The following is a 17,379-nucleotide window of genomic DNA, read 5'->3' as shown; positions in this document are numbered from 1 at the left end:
GATGTCACAAAAGGCCGTGGTTCCGCAGCAAAGACCTGTGACACAGGGACATCCCCGGCCGATGAAGCAGTGGCCTGGCGGGCGGAGCCTGGCGAGGGTTTTGTCCTTGAGCGGCTCGGAAGCGTTTTTCCTGTGCCGCTGCCTGCTGGTGGTCGCGGCCGTCCGGCTTGGGCTGACATTGTTCTCCTACAACCGCGTCCGCGGGATGGTGACACGGCTCAACGCGCGCCAATGTGCCAGCATGGGCGAGTTGCGGCTTGTCGCCTGGGGGGTTGCAGCGGCCGCACGGTTCGTGCCGGGCGCCACATGCCTGACCCAGGCGCTTTCGGGCCAATACCTCCTGGCGCGCCAAGGCAATGCCTCGAATGTCCGCATCGGCATCGAGCGCGGCACGGGCGAGCAATTGAAGGCGCATGCCTGGCTGGTCAGCGACAACCACATCGTGCTTGGCGGATCCATCGATGGTTTCGCCCATCTGGTCGACCACGGCAGCCGATGAGCGGCGTGGCCGGAATCCTGCTGCGACAGGGCCCCGCGCCGGCTGAAGCGGCGAGCGGCATCCAGCAGATGCTGGCGCGCATGCGCCATCGTGGCCCAGACGGAAGCTCATGGTGGCTGGACAGCGGCATCGCGCTTGGCCACGCCTGGCTGAACACGACCGACGAAGCCGGCCCCGGCCCGCTGACCATGGCCGGCGGCAAGCTGGCCATCACCGCCGACTGCCGGCTCGACAACCGCGACGAGTTGCTCGCCAGGCTCGGTATCAGGGACAGCTCAGTCGCCGACGCGGTATTGCTGATGCGGGCCTATCTGCGCTGGGGTGAAGCCTGCCCCGTGCATCTGCAAGGCGATTTCGCCTTTGCCGTCTGGGATGCCGAGCGGCAACTTTTGTTCTGCGCGAGGGACCATTTCGGGGTCAAGCCATTCTACTACCACGCCGCGGAGCGACGCTTTGCCTTTGCCTCCGAGATCGGGCCAATGCTCGACCTCGATGGGGTCGATGCGCGCCTCAGCGAGCACCGGATTTCTGGATTCCTGGCCGGGCTTGCCGATGACCCGCAATCCACGCCCTACAGCGACATCTTCGCCCTGCCGGCGCGTCACAGCCTCACCGTCAGCGCGCAACGTCTGGTGCTGCGCCGGTATTGGCAGATCGAACCATCGCAGGGAGTGCCGCGGTCTGATGCCGCGGAAGAATTCGCCCATCTGTTCTCGCAAGCGGTCCGAAATCGCATGCGGGGAAGTCCGTCGGTCGGTGCGATGCTGAGCGGCGGCCTCGATTCCTCCTCGATTGCCTGCGTGGCCGGGCTGCAAAATGCGGCCGGGCGCAAGCCGAAGCTGCCGACCTTCTCACTGGTTTTCGACAGAGGTTCGTCGATGGACGAGCGCTCCTTCATCGATGCGGTGCTGGATCAGCAGAAGGCCGATCCGACGCTGATCCCTGTCGGCAACTATGAGCCTTTCGCTGAGTTCGAACGGGTACTGGAGGAGCAGGAAGGCACCTTCCTGGCGCCGGGCCTGACGCTGACCCGCGGCATCTACCGGACGGCGGGCGCCAAGGGCATCAAGGTGCTGCTCGACGGCCATGGCGGCGACGAAGTCGTTTCGCAGGGACATGGCCATCTGCACGAGCTTGCCAATGGCGGCAGATGGCTGGACCTCTGGCGCGAGGTCCGCAGCGCCTCCAACACCTATGGCGGCAGCACGCTCGGCCTCTATTTCCAGTTTCTCACCATTTACGGACCGGCCTGGCGCATCGCCAGGCTGAGGCAGCTGGGGAACCGAGCCCTGAACAGGATACGCAGGCCTGCCAAATCGCAGCGTGGCCGGAGCTGGCGCGACCTGATCAATCCGGACCTCGCCCGGCGAACGGAGCTTATCGACCGGTTCCACCGAGCCGGCTATATGCCGTCCAGCATCCAGGCCAGCGACGCGCTCAGCCACCGCTGGATCCTGTCCAACGGATATGTCCCGCATTCTTTCGAGGTTCTGGACAAGGCCGCCGCCAATTTCGGCGTCGAGCCGCGTTATCCGTTCTGGGACAAGCCGCTGGTCGAATTCTGCCTGGGGCTGCCGGGCGAGCAGAAGCTCAGTCACGGCTTTGGCCGCTACGTGTTGCGCCAGGCCATGGAGGGTATCCTGCCGGCGGCGGTCCAATGGCGGCGCGACAAGATCGATTTCACCGCCAATCTCGTCAACGGCATGGTGCGCAATCATCGCGACCTGCTGGAGCAGTTGCTGGTTGGCGATGCGGGTCGCATCGCACCCTATGTCAACCTGCCGGAAGTAAACGCCGCCTATGCGCGGCTGCTGCGCCAGCCGGACCAGGCGGCACCGCTCGACGTCCAGTATGTCTGGCGCTCGGCGTCACTGTCGCTGTGGCTGCGGCAGGTCCAGCATGGCGGGAGCCCCGCATGATGTCTCGCCATGAGCCGTTCGGCGGCGATCTCGACCATCTTGCCCAGCGCGGCGGGATCGCGGGAGAACGACGTTACTACCGCGCCTACGGCCTGATCATCGCATCCGATGTGTCACTGCCCGAACTGGAGCCGGCGGAACCGGCGGCGGCCGACATCGAGATCGCCATCGGCCCGATCGATATGCCCAAGCCCTCGGCGGAGGCCGCGACCGTCTTCCGCTTCGAGCCCGGCCGGCAGTATCTGGCCTGGGAGGCCGTCGGCGCATTCCTGATCAGCGACGCGCGCCGCATCGATGTCCAGCCGGCGCCCAGCGTCGACGACGCCTTGCTTGCCTTCCCGCTGCTGGGGCCGGTGCTGGCGCTGCTTCTGCACCAGCGCGGCCTGCTGGTTCTGCATGCCAGCGCCATTGCGGTGACCGGCAGGGGCGCCATCTTCATGGGCGACAAGGGCGCCGGCAAATCGACGACGGCAAGCGCGTTGGTCCGGGCCGGACACGATCTGCTTACCGACGACGTCGTGGCGATCGACCTGGCAGACCCGAACCAGCCGATGATCGTTCCGGGGTTTCCGCAGATCAAGCTTGCCGCCGATGCCGCGGCGGCGATCTCGCTTGGGCAGGCGCAAGTGCGGCCGCAAGTGCATCCCGCGATCGAGAAAATGCAGCATCGCCTGCACGGCGCCTTCTCCGGCAACAAGGTGCCGGCGGCCAGGATTTACATCCTCGAGCGCGGCGAAAGGGCTGGGATCACCCCCTTGCCTCACATCGCCGCCTTGCCGGCCATCATCAAATTCTCCTACGTGACACGGTTCGGCCGCGCTGCACTCTCCGGCGATTTCGCGGCGATGCATCTTCGCCACTGTTCAGCAATCGCTAACCATGTCGGCGTGTACCGGCTGGACGTTCCGACGGGCATCGACAGGATCGGCGAGGCCGTAGCGCTGATCGAGAAGGAACTGGCTGGAGATGCCTAGGTCATCGGTCTTCAGCCTGTCGCTGTTTCGCGATGTCGCGGCGTTCGGTGCCGTCATTGCCCAGATCGGCGGGCGGCGAACCTGGACGGCACTGTTGTTCCTGATCCTCGGCAGCCTGACGGAAGGCATCTCCATCCTGCTGCTGGTGCCGCTGCTGCATCTGGTCGGGCGCGCCGACCAGGATTTCGCGGTCAGGCTGCCGAACATTGATTTTGTGCGCTGGCTGGTGCCAGGCGGAACGATGCAGCTGACCACGGTGCTCTGTGCGCTGGTCGGGCTTATTGCCGTGCAGGCAGCTTTCAACCGCTTCAAGTCAGTCTATATGGCAAGGCTGCTCTTCGATTTCATCAACCGCTTGCGCATGAACCTGTTCGAGAGCATCGGCAAGGCGCGGTGGGGCGTGTTCACGCGCATGCGCGGCTCCGATCTCGACCATGCCCTGACCGGTGACATAGACCGCATCCAGGGGGCGGCCTTTTCCCTGCTGATGCTGGTGCAGATCGCCGTGCTGCTGGCGGGCTATCTCGTGATTTCCATGTTCATTTCGCCGGTCATGACGGCGTTTGCCGTTGTCATCGGCATCGTGATGTTCATAGCGCTGCAGCCGTTCCGCTCGCGCGCCACCGCTTTCGGCCGGATCCTGACGACCAATCGCCAGGATCAGTACCGCACGGTCTCGGAATTTCTCGGCGGCATCAAGGTGGCCAAGAGCCTGAATGTCGAGGCCAGCTATTTCGCGCAGCTGCAGGCCACGCTCGAAAAGATGAAGGCCGACAACATCGCCTATGTTCGCAATTCTTCGATCGGCACCGCCGTGTTCCAGGTGGCGAGCGTCGTGGGCTTGAGCGTCTTCATCTACGTGGCGCTGGTCCGCTTCCACCTGTCGCTGGCCGAGATCGTCGTGCTGCTCCTGGTCTTCATGCGAATCGCGCCGCGCTTCATGGACATGCAGACGCAGGCCCAGCAGCTGCTGATCAACCTGCCCGCCTACACAGCAATGCGTAGCCTGCAGGCACGTTTCGACGCCGAGCGCGAACCGGGCCATATCGAACCCACGGACGCCCGCAAGCTGTCGCTCGATACGGGGCTGAACATTCGTGATGTTTCCTTCGCCTATGACGACGGCACCGGCAAGGCGGTGGTGAGCGACATCACTTTCGGCCTCCCGGCCGGCAAGGTCACCGCTCTGATCGGCCCGTCCGGATCAGGCAAGAGCACGATCGCCGACATGCTGCTCGGGCTGCTCGAGCCGACCGCCGGCAAGATCCTCGTCGATGGCGTCGAGATCGATGCCGGCAATCGCCGCCGCTGGCGCGATCGGGTGGCCTATGTGCCGCAGGACGTGTTCCTGCTGCATGACACGATCGCGGCGAACCTGCGGCTTGCCGCCCCGCAGGCCGGCAACGACGAATTGTGGACGGCACTGCGCGCCGCGCACGCCGGCGAATTCGTCGAACGGCTCGACCTGGGACTGGAGACGGTGGTCGGCGACCGCGGCGTACGCCTCTCGGGCGGCGAGCGTCAGCGCATCGCGCTGGCGCGCGCGCTGCTGCGCAAACCCTCGCTGCTCATCCTGGATGAGGCAACAAGCGCGCTCGACTGGCAGAACCAGTCGCTTATCGCCCGGTCGATCGACGGCCTGCGCGGCGCGATGACGATCCTGACCATCGCGCACCGGCCATCAATGATCGCCTTCGCCGACTGGGTGGTGGCAATGGAAGGGGGCCGCGTCGTGGAAGTCGGGCAATATCAGCGGCTGAAGGCGAAGCCGGGCAGCCGGCTGTCCCGGATGCTGTCGGGAGAACAATCGGAGACTGAACCCGCCGATGTGGCCTGAGGACGGTGATATCCCCGTGGGATCTAATGCAGGCCCCGCCGGGCGCTGCCAAGCTTCTCGCCCTTGGGCACTTCGGTGGAGTTCTGCTTTCTCTCGGCTTCGCGCAGCCTGTCGGCTGGTGTCGGCGCGCTACTGGCGATCATGGCATAAACAACCGCGAAATAACCGGCCTGGATGACCACGGCGCAGATGATGATGCGCATCAGTGTCGTGCCAAGCGAAGCCCCACCTAGCCAGGACCAGGCAACGACGATCGCGAGCGCGAAGAGCATCCCAACGATGAATTTTGGAAGCGACATACCCAATAGCCCATAAACCGGCTCGGGTCATATCCAACGATAGCCCCACCCGAGCGCCGTCCCTTGTCATGCGGGCTTGTTGAGTCACCCGCTGCCGACCGGTTGCTTCCGGCCTTTCAACCTATCGTCACTATGACAGGTATAATTTGCAATTCTATTAAGGCGAGCAGAAGGCGGCAAGGGCAACCGCACATATTTTTGATTGAGCTTACGCCTTCGACTCTGCCATGCTGCAACGCACACGATCGCAATTCACTCAACCTGCAGCCGCCATAAGCTGCGAGTACAATCTATAATATTAAGCAGTATTTTAGGTGAATAGTTTCGAATATGGCATCTTCCTAAAGCACTGACATGCTCCCAGCCCTCGCCCCGAGGACGCGTCGCCTAGGAATCGCCTCAAAAAAGTCCTGATTTTTTTATCCCAGGCCATTTATTGTCACAAATGTGCTAAAGATTTCGAAATTTGTGCAGGGCGAGCTTATTATTTAGTCAATTCATGACGCGACTATTTCAAGAGGGTTGGAAATTGTGTGTTGCGCTGCAGCATTTTTTTGGTATCGTGCGGTAAACCATTCGTTCAACGCATGGAGTTTCCGTATGAGGGATATTGCCAAGGCGGCCACGGCGGACTTTTCGCAGGCTGACACCGACTTTCCGCCGCCGATCGGCGGCCTCATCAAGCGGAGCTTCGACATCGCCGGCTCGCTGGCTGGGCTGATCGCGCTCAGCCCGCTGTTCATCATGATAGCGTTGCTCGTCAAGTTCTCCGATGGCGGGTCGATTTTCTACGGTCACCGCCGAATCGGGCGCGGCGGACGGCTGTTCTCCTGCCTCAAGTTCCGCACCATGGTGCCGAATGGCGACAAGGTGCTGACTGCCTATCTTGCGACCAATCCAGAGGCCAATGCGGAATGGATAGCGACCCGCAAGCTGAAGAACGACCCACGCGTCACCCGCGTCGGAGCGGTCCTGCGCAAGCTCAGCCTCGATGAGTTGCCGCAGATCATCAACATCCTCCAGGGCGACATGAGCCTGGTCGGGCCTCGCCCCGTGGTCCGTGACGAACTGGAAATCTACGGCAGCGCGGCCGTCTATTATCTGAAGTCCCGGCCTGGCCTGACCGGCCTGTGGCAGGTCAGCGGCCGCAACGACGTTTCCTATGACAGCCGCGTCGCGTTCGATCGCCACTATGTCGAGAACTGGTCGCTGTTCGAGGACGTTCGCATCATCATCAGGACCGTACCGGCCGTCTGGATGTCACGCGGCTCTTATTGATCGGCCGGCCTGACCCAGGCTTCCGGCGGCAAGCTCATCGGGCGATGGGGCTAAAACGGATCGGAATGTTCAGTTGAAGATAGACATGTTGGAAGCCTTTGGCAGCGGCCCATTTTCCGGCCGCTCGCGGCTCGTGGCGACGTGCCTTGCGATGTCGCTCGCTTTCCCCCAGCTGGCCGCCGCCGACGATTACCGTCTGGGTTCCCAGGACAAGCTCACCATCCGCATTGCCGAATGGCAGACCGTCGAAAGCGCGTTCCGCGACTGGTCGTCGGTCAATGGCCAATACACGGTCGGTCCGGCCGGCACGTTGTCGGTGCCTTTCGTCGGCGAACTGCCGGCGGCCGGCAAGACCACGGCGGAGATCGCCGCGGCGATCGGCGAGGCGCTGCAGCACAAGCTCGCTTTGTCGGACAAGCCCGAAGCCTCGGTCGAAATGGCACAATTTCGGCCGTTTTACATTTCGGGCGAAGTGCAGAACCCCGGCCAATTTCCCTATGTGCCCGACCTTACGGTGCTGAAGGCGATCAGCGTCGCCGGCGGCATCAGGCGCAACGCCGACTACGGTCCCCAGCTCGGCAAGGACTTGGTCACAGCCAAGGGCAATTTCGATATTTCCGACGACCTGCGCGTGCGACTGATCGTCAAGCGCGCCCGCATCGACGCCGATATGGCTGGCAAGACGAGCTTCGAAGCGCCGAAGGAGGTCGAGGGCGATCCGCGCCTGCCGACCATCGTCAATGACGAGATGACGATCCTGACCGCCGACCAGAAGGCGCTGAAGCTGAAGCTCGAGGCGCTGGACGATCTCAAGGGTGTGCTGCAGGCCGAAATCGAATCGCTGCAGAAGAAGATCGTCAACCAGCAGAAGCAGGTCGACCTGGCGCAGCAACAGCTGACCAGCATCGGTCCGCTTGCCCAGAAGGGCCTGGTCGCCAATTCGAGACTTCTGGATTCTCAGCAGTCCGTCACCGACCTGCAGGGCAAGATCCTGGATTATGAGACGGCCATCCTCACCGCCAAGCAGGCTATCAGCAAGGCGACGCAGGACGCCATCGACGCCCAGAACACCTTGAGCTCGAAGCTTGCCGTCGACCGGCAGCAGACCGAAGCCGACCTGAACGAGGCCGCGCTGAAGGTGAATATGCAAAAAGGCCTGATAACCCAGGCCACGGATCCGGCGACGACGGCCGCCATCACCAACGACCAGCAGCCTAGCTTGCTCTATTCGCTGGTGCGCAATGTCGACGGCAAGACCAGCGAAATCGCCGCCAAGGAAGACACACCGGTGCTGCCTGGCGATGTGATCAAGATCAAGCTGGCACCGCTGGCCAGCCAGTAGGAAAGCGGAAGTTCGCGCGGCCGTCGCGTTCGATCCATAACGCAAAGACTTTGAACCTCCGCCTGGCCTGCCGGGCGGAGGTTTTTGCTGGCAGGATTTCCTTCACCGGGAAACCAGAACGGCTGTTGACGCGACACCGGGTGGAGAACCGTCTCACGTTCTTTTCCTGGAATGGCTCTGACCCGCTCCAGCTTTACCTAAAGCGCGTCGCGTCGGAAACGGATTCATGCGGCGCGCTTTAGGCCGTTGCTTAATGCATGCCGTTGTCGCAAAACCGAGGTCACTTTTGCGCGACATGCATTAGCGCCGGACGGAAAGCCGCTACGCACTTTTCCTGGAACAGCTCTAGCGGACCTCATCATTACTCGGCCGCCGCGGGACGATGAGGCCAGGTTGCCTCTCTGCTCTTCGCATTCGCCGGCTCGATGGCGGGGGACCATCGCGTGCGGGTAACAGGCAGCCGCGCCAGCTTGAAGTAGCTGAAATACATCAGGAAGGAGCCCATGATGTAAGGGTTGAGGGTCTCGACTTCGACGAAGGAACGGATGAGCAGCAATACCATCACGCCGAAGAGAACCACCGATTCGGCTTGCCACCTCTTGAAGATCACCGCTGCGACATGGCCATAGAGCGTGCGCAGCAAGATCAGCGATATCAGCACCGCCCCGGTGAAGCCGAGTTCGACAAGGGCCTCGACATAGGTGTTGTGGAAGTGGAAGCCGGTACGGCTGGCGATGTAGAATTCGTTCCAAAGCCGCTCGGGTTCGGCAAAACCCTGCACCCAATAGGCGGCATAGCCGACGCCGAGAATCGGCGAGCGCTGCGCGGCGTCCCAGCCCTGCTCCCACAGATAGGTCCGCCCTGTGAGCGTCGAATCCTTGCCGAAGATGCCAAGCACGAAATCCATGAGCCCGAGATTGAGGGCGACAATAGCCACCACGACGATCATGCCGGCGCCGATCAGGAAGATCACCCGGCGATAACGCCGCGACAAAAGCTTGCTCATCGCAAGAAGCGCAATAAGTGCCAGGACGGCCGGTATCGAGGCCATCGAGGTGGCGGAATGCGAGACGACCAGCACATAGGCCGACAAAAGCACGACTGGCACGGTCAGCATGAAGCTCAGCCGGCCACGCCGCAGAAAAGCAAGGAACACGACGGAGAAATAGATGCCGAGCGAGCCGACAAAACCGATCTGATTCTTGGAGGCGAAGGCGCCGACGAAATTATAGGTGCCGTCGAGCACGTCCTCGGAATAGCCACCGACCTTCAGGGAATAGACCAGGACGAAGAATATGCCGACCAGGGCGCCTATCGTCAGGGTGCGCACGCTGACGGTGCGCGCCGCGACATAAGCGCAGGCGATATGCGAAAAGTACTGGACCGCCGTTCTGGCGGTGACGCCGGGCGCCTGCGACCAGAACACGGAGAAGCAGACATAGGCCACGAAGAGCAGCGGCAGCCAGGCACTGGACAGTTGCCGCAGGAACCGGCGGTAGTCGACCAGGATGAGCGGAAGCCAGACGGCATAATAGGCCAGGATCAGCACCTGGCCGAAAATGACGGAATAGGAGAACGCCCAGATCGAGACGGCAACGGCAAAGCTGCCATAGACCGAATTCTTTTCGGGGTCGACGATCAGGGATTTGGGAATTTTCATCTAAAGGGTCCCGTCGACACGACCCGGGACCGGCAGGTCGCAAACCAGCCGGCATATCCGCAAACAAGGGCGTGCAAGAAACGGCGTCTCCATTGTGCAGTGCAATATAACCTATCGCACCCCATGCTCAATGGCAAATCCGGTCACCTTGTCTTACAGCGCGGCGATCGCCGAGAGATCACACCCCATAATCCGGCCGGTGTTGGCCCAGACGATCCGACCACATACCGACTTGAACTCGGCTGGCGGTAATCTCACAATCTCGAATGGAAAGGCCATCACATAGATCGGCTTTCAGCCAGGATAGACAGGGAGGGGATCACATGCCGATGAATTTCGCGGGACGCTTCGCCGGCCGCGCGGCGGTGATTACCGGCGGCGCCTCGGGCATCGGCCTGGCGGTCGCGCAGAGGATCGTCGACGAAGGCGGGCGCGTCAGCGTCTGGGATCGCGATCCCGCACAGATCGAACAGGCGAAAGCCGTTATTCCCGGCCTGCATGGGGTGATGATGGACGTTGCGGATTCGGCAAGTGTGGAGGCCGCCGCACAATCGACTATCGAAGCCCTCGGCGGCGTCGACATACTGGTCACCAGCGCCGCCATCACCGGGCCGAACATGACGACCTGGTCCTATTCGGCCGAGGATTGGCAAATGGTCATCGACATCAACCTCAACGGCGTCTTCTACTGCAACAAGGCGTTGGTGCCGCACATGCTCGAGCGCAACTATGGCCGCATCGTCAACATCGCCTCGATCGCCGGCAAGGAAGGCAATCCCAACGCTTCCGCCTACAGCACGTCGAAGGCGGCGGTGATCGGCCTGACCAAGTCGCTCGGCAAGGAGCTCGCCAAGACCAAGGTGACGGTCAATTGCGTGACGCCGGCCGCCGTACGCACAGCGATCTTCAAGCAGATGAGCCAGGAGCACATCGACTTCATGCTGTCCAAGATACCGATGGCTCGCTTCGGCGAGGTCGAGGAGGTGGCGGCGCTGATCTCATGGATCGCCTCGGAGGAATGCTCGTTCACCACGGCCGCCGTGTTTGACGTTTCGGGCGGCCGCGCCACTTATTGAGCCGTATCGAGGCAGTTCCGAGTTGGCGCGAGCCAACTACAACTCCGCGTGACGAAGCAACGATTGGAAGCTGGACAGGCTTATGGGAGCTGACGTCCCAATGAACGTGCCATAACAGGGAAATGCCATGACACGACGAGAGAGCCCGGCAGGTGCGACGCCCCCCGGCCACCGTGCCGGTGATGTGCGATCAACGGGAGCCGCGATCATCATGTTGGAGTTTGCATCGTTTGCTTAGAGCAGATCCCGCCGCGCTGGCCGATGACGAGCTTCTGGACCGCTATCAACGCGCCGCCTTCGGCTATTTCCTGGAGAATGTGAACCCCGACAACGGGCTGGTCGCCGACACGTCGCGGCCCAATTCACCGTGCAGCATCGCCGTCGTCGGTTTCGCCCTGTCCTGCTATCCGATCGGCGTCGAACGTGGCTGGATAGCGCGCGACGCGGCTGCCAGGCTGACCCTTGCGGCGCTACGCTTCTTCCAGACCAGCACGCAAGGCAGCGGCCACGACGTCACCGGCCACAAAGGTTTTTACTACCACTTCCTCGACATGCGGACCGGTTTGCGCGTCTGGCGCTGCGAGCTGTCGATGGTCGACACCGCCTTGCTGATCGCCGGCATGCTGGTGGCGGGCGCCTATTTTTCCGGGAACAATGACGATGAGGCCGAAATCCGCCAACTGGCCGAGGCGCTCTACAGGCGCGTCGACTGGCGATGGGCGCAAGGCAGCAGCCCGACGCTCCGCCAGGGCTGGAAGGCCAGGAGCGGCTTTCTGCACTATGGCTGGGAAGGCTACAACGAAGCGACGATCCTCTATGTGCTGTCCATGGCCTCACCGGACCGCCCGAGTTCCGACGGCAGCTACGAGGCCTGGACGGCGACCTATCAATGGGAAAACATCTACGGCCACGACGTGCTCTATGGCGGGCCGCTGTTCATGCACCAGTTCTCACATGCCTGGATCGATTTCGCCGGCATCCGCGACGCTTTCATGCGCGAGAAGAATTCTGACTATTTCGAAAACAGCCGCCGCTCGACACACCTTCACCGCGATTACGCCCGGCACAATCCTTACGGCTTTGACGGCTATGGCGAGAACCTGTGGGGCCTTTCGGCAGGCGACGGACCAGGCGGCTTCCGCGCCAGCGTGCAGCGACGGCGCCACCGGTTTTCCGGTTATGCGGCGCGCGGCGCGCCTTTCGGTCCGGATGACGGCACGATCGCGCCATGGTCCTATCCGGCGTCGCTGCCTTTCGCGCCGGATATCTGCCTGGCGGCGCTACGCCACCTCGTCGATCGTTACCCGGACGTGATCGACAATTTCCGGCTGCCGAGCGGTTTCAACCCGACATTGGCCAACCGGCGAAAATTCGGCCGCAACGGCTGGGTGTCGGAAGGCCATTACGGACTGGACCAGGGTATTGCGGTGATGATGATCGAAAACCACCGTTCCGGCCTGATCTGGGAGCTCATGCGCTCCAATCCCCACATCCGTCGCGGCTTGGGCAAGGCTGGCTTCACCGGCGGGTGGCTGTCGCGGCCGGCAACCGGGGGGCGCGATGTCAGGTGAACCGACGAGAGCCGCCTTCCCCGTCGACCGCAACGACGTTGAACTGATCAGGGGCGCCCATCCTCCGCACTGGAAGAACCCGATCCCGAACGGCCCCTACAATCTCGTCGTCATCGGCGCCGGGCCGGCAGGGTTGACCGCCGCGCATGACGCGGCGAGCGTTGGAGCGAAGGTCGCGCTGATCGAGCGTGGACTGGTCGGCGGCGCCTGCGTCAATGTCGGCAGCATTCCGTCGAAGTCGATCATCCGCACGGCCAGGCTTTATGCCGACATGCGCGATGCCGAGAGTTTTGGCGGCGACCCCCCGGACCATCTTCGTGTCGATTTTCAACGGGCCATGACACGGATGCGGCAGATCCGGCAGCGGATCAGCCGTGCCGATTCCGCCGCGAGCCTGGTTTCGGAAGGAATCGATCTCTATTTCGGCGAGGCGCGATTTGCCGGACGCGATACGGTCGCGGTCGCGGACAGCACGCTGCATTTCAAAAAGGCGCTGATAGCGACAGGCGCGCATCCCGCCTTCCCTGCCATTCCGGGGCTGGTCGAAGCCGGCTATCTCAGTAACGAGACGATGTTCGACCTTACGCAATGCCCGCCGCGGCTCCTCGTCATCGGCGGCGGTCCGCTTGGCTGCGAGACGGCGCAGGCCTTCTGCCTGCTCGGCGCGAAAGTCATCCTGGCGCAGAGCGATCCGATGTTCCTGCCCGGCGAGGAGCGCGACGCCGCTCAGATCCTTTCGGATGCGCTGGCGCGCGAGGGGGTGGAGGTGCGCCTGAACACCGAAGTGGTGGCGGTGCGGATGGAGGGCGGAAAGAAGGCCGCCGACCTGATGCGGGATGGCGACACGACGACGATTTCGGTGGACGAGATCATCACCGGCGTCGGCCGTTCACCCAATGTCGCGGGTCTCGACCTCGAAGAGGCTGGCGTGGCGTACGATGCCAGCGGAATCAAGGTGGATGATTATCTGCGAACCAGCAACCCGCACATCTACGCGGCGGGCGACGTCTGCCTCGACTACAAGTTCACCCACACCGCCGAGGCAACGGCGCGCATTGTCGTGCGCAATGCCTTGTTTCGCGGCCGCGAAAGGCTCAGTGAACTCGTCATTCCCTGGTGCACCTATACCGATCCGGAGATCGCCCATGTCGGTCTCTACCCCCTGGAGGCGCGCAGCAACGGCATTCCGGTCAAGACCTACACCGTGCTGATGCACGATGTCGCCCGTGCCGTGATGGACGGCGAGGAAGAAGGGTTCGTCAAGATCCATGTCAGGGAGGGGTCCGACCGCATCCTGGGGGCGACGGTCGTCGCCAGCCATGCCGGAGAGATGATCAACACGGTGACCCTCGCCATCCAATCGGGCGTGGGATTGCATGCGTTGGCCGATGTCATCCATCCCTTCCCGACACAGACGCAAGGCATCAAGATGGCGGGCGACGCCTACAGGCGGACACGGTTCACCTCCATGCGCAGGCGCCTGGCGGCGCGCTGGCTGGCATGGTCCAGGCGATAACCCCAAAAACCATTGCGACAAGCTGATCGGTCTTTCGGCACGAGGTGCCGATCGATGTCGCTCCCGATGGAATTCCCAACGTGCTGTCCGCCGAAGCCGCGACCGACAGCGTCTATCCGACGATCCCCGAGGCAACCGTGCGGACGCTGCCGGATTGCCTGGTGTGGAGCTCGTCGAAAATCCCGAAAGGAGCGACCGGATGCTGCTCGATTCGTGGCGCCTCCTTGCCAACGACCTCGGCATCCGGCCGGTCGGCCTGCCCAAGCTGGAAATCCTACACATCCCGTGGTGGGGCGGCCGCCCGCCGAAGCTCCTCGCGCAGAGGCTCCAGATAGTTTGCGGGCGTCAGTCGTGCAGGTCCCGCGCAATCGGTGGGCCGACCGAAAATCCGGAGAACGTGACCTCGAAACCTTCACGCTGCGGCGAACAGCACATCATGCCGACATCGACCATCTTCGAGATCGGGAAATAGGCGAGCCGCACCGGCTTCCAATGACCGTCGGAAGCGTCGAGATACTGGACACGGATCGCTTCGCCGTGGCGGGTCAGGCGGATCCTGACGCCGTCCGGGCCAGCGGCGATGGCCACCAGCGACCAGTCCGAGGTGTCGTTGGTGACAACGACCGAGACATAGGCAAGGCCGTCGGTGTATTCGATGCCGGCCTTGATCCAGTGTGTTTCGCTCAGCCGGACCATCAGCCCGGCCTGGTCGTAAAGCACCTTGTAGTCGCCCTTGACGGTGACCTCGGCGGTGAAGTCGCCCTCGACCCGCCCAGACAGGAAGTGGCCGTTGTCGCGCCAGAAACCATAGAAGGTCTCGCGCCAGAAATCGGTCTCCTTACCGGTGCGCACACGCACGCCATCACCTTCGATGGCGTGATGCGGTGGCGGGTTGAGCCAGGTCAGGTCCTGCAACGTCATCGCTTGCACCGGTCCGGTTTCTGGTGAGGTGACGGTTCGCCGGCCCGTCAGCCGGCGCGCCAACTCATCCCGCGAACGTATAAGCGGTCTTTACCGTGGTGTAGAACTCCATGGCATAGCGGCCCTGTTCGCGCGGGCCGAAGCTCGAGCCCTTGCGCCCGCCGAAGGGAACGTGGAAGTCCACACCCGCCGTCGGCAGGTTGACCATCACCATGCCGGCTTCGGAGTTGCGTTTGAAATGCGTGGCGTGCTTGAGGCTCGTGGTGCAGATGCCCGAGGTCAGCCCGAACGGCGTGTCGTTGGCGACGGCAAGTGCCTCGGCATAGTCCTGGACGCGGATGACGCTGGCGACGGGGCCGAAAATCTCCTCGCGCGAACTGCGCATTGCATTGGTGGCCTCGGTCAGCAGCGCCGGCTTGAGATAGAAACCCGGCGTCTTGCGGTCGAGCCGCTCGCCGCCGAAGGCAAGCGTGGCGCCTTCCCGGACACCGATGGCGATATAGTCCTCGTCCTGCTTGAGCTGGGTCGCGTCGACAACCGGGCCGATCTGGGTCTGCGCGTCGAGCGCATCGCCGATCACCAGCTTTTCCATGCGCTCCTTGAGCGCGTCGACGAAACGGTCGTGGATGCCGTTGGTGACGATCAAACGCGACGAGGCCGTGCAGCGCTGGCCGGTCGAGAAGAAGGCGCCGTTCAGCGCGCAATCGACGGCGACCGCCAAATCGGCATCGTCGAGCACGACCAGCGGGTTCTTGCCGCCCATTTCGAGCTGGAACTTGCGCATGTGCTCGACACTTGCCGCGGCAACGCGCTTGCCGGTTCCCACCGAGCCGGTGAAGGAGATGGCATTGACGTCGGGGCTGTCGAGCATTGCCTGGCCGACCACCGAGCCCTTGCCCATGACGAGGTTCAGCACGCCCTTGGGCAGGCCGGCGCGATGCAGGATGTCGACGATGGACCAGGCGCTCTCGGGAACGAGTTCGGCCGGCTTGAAGACGATGGTGTTGCCGTGAGCCAGCGCCGGAGCGATCTTCCAGGCGGGAATGGCGATGGGGAAATTCCACGGCGTGATGATGCCGACCACGCCGACCGCTTCGCGCGTGATCTCGACGCCGACGCCCGGCCGCACGCTTGGCACCACCTCTCCCGACAGGCGCAATGTTTCGCCGGCAAAGAAATCGAATATCTGGGCGGCGCGAATGGTCTCGCCAATGCCCTCGGCCAGCGTCTTGCCTTCCTCGCGCGCAAGATTGCGGCCGAGTTCGTCCTTGCGCGCCATGATCTCGTCGGCCGCCTTTTTCAGCACTGCATGACGGGCCAGCGGACCGGAGCGCGACCACGCCGGAAACGCCGCCTTGGCCGCCGCTATCGCCTGGCTCGCCTGTTCGACGCCCGCCGAGGCATATTCGCCGACGACGTCGCCCGTATCCGAAGGATTGATGTTGCGGGACCCGGCATCGCCGACCCATTCGCCATCGATGAGGTTCTTTCGAAACGCTGTCATGTCCTTGCCTTCCTGCTTGCTGGCCGCGCGGCCGCATCTGTCTGAAGGGGTATTTGCCAGACAATTGCGTTGCGGGAAAGCACGCACTGGGCTGGAAGGCCGCGACAAAAGTCCCCGGCCCATGCTCATGCCTTCGGTGCAGCGGCGACAGTGCCGCGTCGACAACCAATCCGGCTAACATCGGTGGATAGCGCTCCGGGTCAAGGTCGAATTGCCCTGTACAGATATGTCCACGACCTTGATTTGCCCGATGCGGCGTGTCAAGCGTCGTGCTGATGGCAGCACCCGAGACGACGATCCAGCGTGCCGGCGCCACCGGCAACATCAAGGCCACTCGGGACGACTGGCTGAAGCTCGCGCTTGAAACCCTGATCTCGGATGGCGTCGAACGCGTCCGTGTGCTGACGCTAGGCCAGCAGCTCGACGTCTCGCGCTCGAGCTTCTATTGGTATTTCAAGAGCCGCCAGGACCTGCTCGACCAGTTGCTGGACCACTGGCGACAGACCAATACCCGATTCATCGTCGAGCGCGCCCAACGCCCTTCCGCGACTGTCATTCGCGGGGTGATGAGCATTTTCGAATGCTGGGTGGACGAAAAGCTGTTCGACCCCCGGCTGGATTTCGCGATCCGGGCCTGGGCGCGCCGCTCCCCGACCATCCGGCGTGCGCTCGATGAGGCCGACGAAGAACGCGTCAATGCCATACGCGACATGTTCATGCGTCATGGCTATGAGGGGGAAGACGCGTTCGTGCGCGCGCGCGTGCTCTATTTCATGCAGATCGGCTACTATTCGCTGGAACTCAACGAGCCGATGAGCAGCCGCCTGCCGCATGTTGCCGCCTATCTGCGCAGCTTCACCGGCCGGGAGCCCTCGCCCCAGGATATCGAGGATTTCTCGCGCTACGTCGAGAAGACCGTCTCCCGCACCCGGTAGCCGTCCCCTGAAAGCAAGCTGCGCATCGATGTCGGCAACATCGCCGCC

The 17,379-nt window shown here is 62.9% G+C and carries 14 protein-coding genes; 10 read left to right on the top strand and 4 right to left on the bottom strand.

Translation table 11 applies throughout. From position 1 onward, the window contains the following. Positions 1-106: 106 nt before the first annotated feature. From FJ492_RS04120 to FJ492_RS04105, 4 genes are read left to right on the top strand one after another with little or no spacing between them, the layout of a single operon-like run. Entirely contained in the window at positions 107-499 is a 393-nt protein-coding gene (locus tag FJ492_RS04120; RefSeq protein ID WP_246675884.1) for a lasso peptide biosynthesis B2 protein, read from the top strand. Beyond that, the gene (locus FJ492_RS04115; RefSeq protein ID WP_140768601.1) at positions 496-2,418 is read left to right on the top strand and encodes a lasso peptide isopeptide bond-forming cyclase; all 1,923 of its coding nucleotides are present in this window, start codon (positions 496-498) and stop codon (positions 2,416-2,418) included. Before FJ492_RS04120 ends, FJ492_RS04115 begins: the two co-directional genes overlap by 4 nt. Further along, positions 2,415-3,392, top strand: coding sequence for a serine kinase (locus FJ492_RS04110; protein WP_140768599.1), 978 nt, complete (start codon positions 2,415-2,417; stop codon positions 3,390-3,392). Before FJ492_RS04115 ends, FJ492_RS04110 begins: the two co-directional genes overlap by 4 nt. Further along, a complete protein-coding gene (locus tag FJ492_RS04105) occupies positions 3,385-5,229 on the top strand; it encodes an ABC transporter ATP-binding protein (protein ID WP_140768597.1) in 1,845 nt (614 codons plus the stop codon). The genes FJ492_RS04110 and FJ492_RS04105 overlap by 8 nt, the downstream gene beginning before the upstream one ends. Positions 5,230-5,252: 23 nt before the next feature. Here the strand turns inward: FJ492_RS04105 and FJ492_RS04100 are convergent, their stop codons facing one another. After that, positions 5,253-5,528, bottom strand: a complete 276-nt coding sequence (locus FJ492_RS04100; RefSeq protein ID WP_140506657.1) for an exopolysaccharide production repressor exox — start codon at positions 5,526-5,528, stop codon at positions 5,253-5,255. 600 nt (positions 5,529-6,128) lie between these two features. Here FJ492_RS04100 and FJ492_RS04095 point away from each other — a divergent pair. Next, positions 6,129-6,806, top strand: a complete 678-nt coding sequence (locus FJ492_RS04095; RefSeq protein WP_140506659.1) for a sugar transferase — start codon at positions 6,129-6,131, stop codon at positions 6,804-6,806. Between the two features lie 85 nt (positions 6,807-6,891). After that, the gene (locus FJ492_RS04090; protein ID WP_181165857.1) at positions 6,892-8,148 is read left to right on the top strand and encodes a polysaccharide biosynthesis/export family protein; all 1,257 of its coding nucleotides are present in this window, start codon (positions 6,892-6,894) and stop codon (positions 8,146-8,148) included. A 361-nt stretch (positions 8,149-8,509) separates the two neighbouring features. Here the strand turns inward: FJ492_RS04090 and FJ492_RS04085 are convergent, their stop codons facing one another. Next, entirely contained in the window at positions 8,510-9,808 is a 1,299-nt protein-coding gene (locus FJ492_RS04085; RefSeq protein WP_140768595.1) for an O-antigen ligase, read from the bottom strand. A 323-nt stretch (positions 9,809-10,131) separates the two neighbouring features. Between FJ492_RS04085 and FJ492_RS04080 the strand changes: the two genes are divergently transcribed. The 3 genes from FJ492_RS04080 (at position 10,132) to FJ492_RS04070 (ending at position 13,971) form a co-directional block, all read left to right on the top strand. Beyond that, a complete protein-coding gene (locus FJ492_RS04080; protein WP_140506664.1) occupies positions 10,132-10,884 on the top strand; it encodes an SDR family NAD(P)-dependent oxidoreductase in 753 nt (250 codons plus the stop codon). A gap of 230 nt (positions 10,885-11,114) precedes the next feature. Further along, positions 11,115-12,455, top strand: a complete 1,341-nt coding sequence (locus FJ492_RS04075; protein WP_140506666.1) for a glucoamylase family protein — start codon at positions 11,115-11,117, stop codon at positions 12,453-12,455. After that, positions 12,445-13,971 carry a mercuric reductase gene (locus FJ492_RS04070; RefSeq protein WP_140768593.1) on the top strand — a complete coding sequence of 509 codons (1,527 nt, stop codon included), beginning with the start codon at positions 12,445-12,447 and terminating at the stop codon, positions 13,969-13,971. Before FJ492_RS04075 ends, FJ492_RS04070 begins: the two co-directional genes overlap by 11 nt. A 345-nt stretch (positions 13,972-14,316) precedes the next feature. On the opposite strand, the gene FJ492_RS04065 is transcribed toward FJ492_RS04070, so the two are convergent. Both FJ492_RS04065 and FJ492_RS04060 read right to left on the bottom strand, forming a co-directional pair. After that, positions 14,317-14,892, bottom strand: coding sequence for a DUF1349 domain-containing protein (locus FJ492_RS04065; RefSeq protein WP_140506670.1), 576 nt, complete (start codon positions 14,890-14,892; stop codon positions 14,317-14,319). 64 nt (positions 14,893-14,956) lie between these two features. Next, entirely contained in the window at positions 14,957-16,396 is a 1,440-nt protein-coding gene (locus FJ492_RS04060; protein WP_140768591.1) for an aldehyde dehydrogenase family protein, read from the bottom strand. Between the two features lie 275 nt (positions 16,397-16,671). Between FJ492_RS04060 and FJ492_RS04055 the strand changes: the two genes are divergently transcribed. After that, complete coding sequence (locus FJ492_RS04055; RefSeq protein ID WP_181165867.1) at positions 16,672-17,331, top strand: TetR/AcrR family transcriptional regulator; 660 nt, start codon at positions 16,672-16,674, stop codon at positions 17,329-17,331. Positions 17,332-17,379: the final 48 nt, after the last annotated feature.

Origin of the sequence: Mesorhizobium sp. B2-5-4 (genome assembly GCF_006441095.1) — a bacterium.
GTDB lineage: Bacteria > Pseudomonadota > Alphaproteobacteria > Rhizobiales > Rhizobiaceae > Mesorhizobium > Mesorhizobium salmacidum.
The sequence above is the reverse complement of the archived record's forward strand: the minus strand, read 5'-3'. Positions and strand labels throughout refer to the sequence as shown.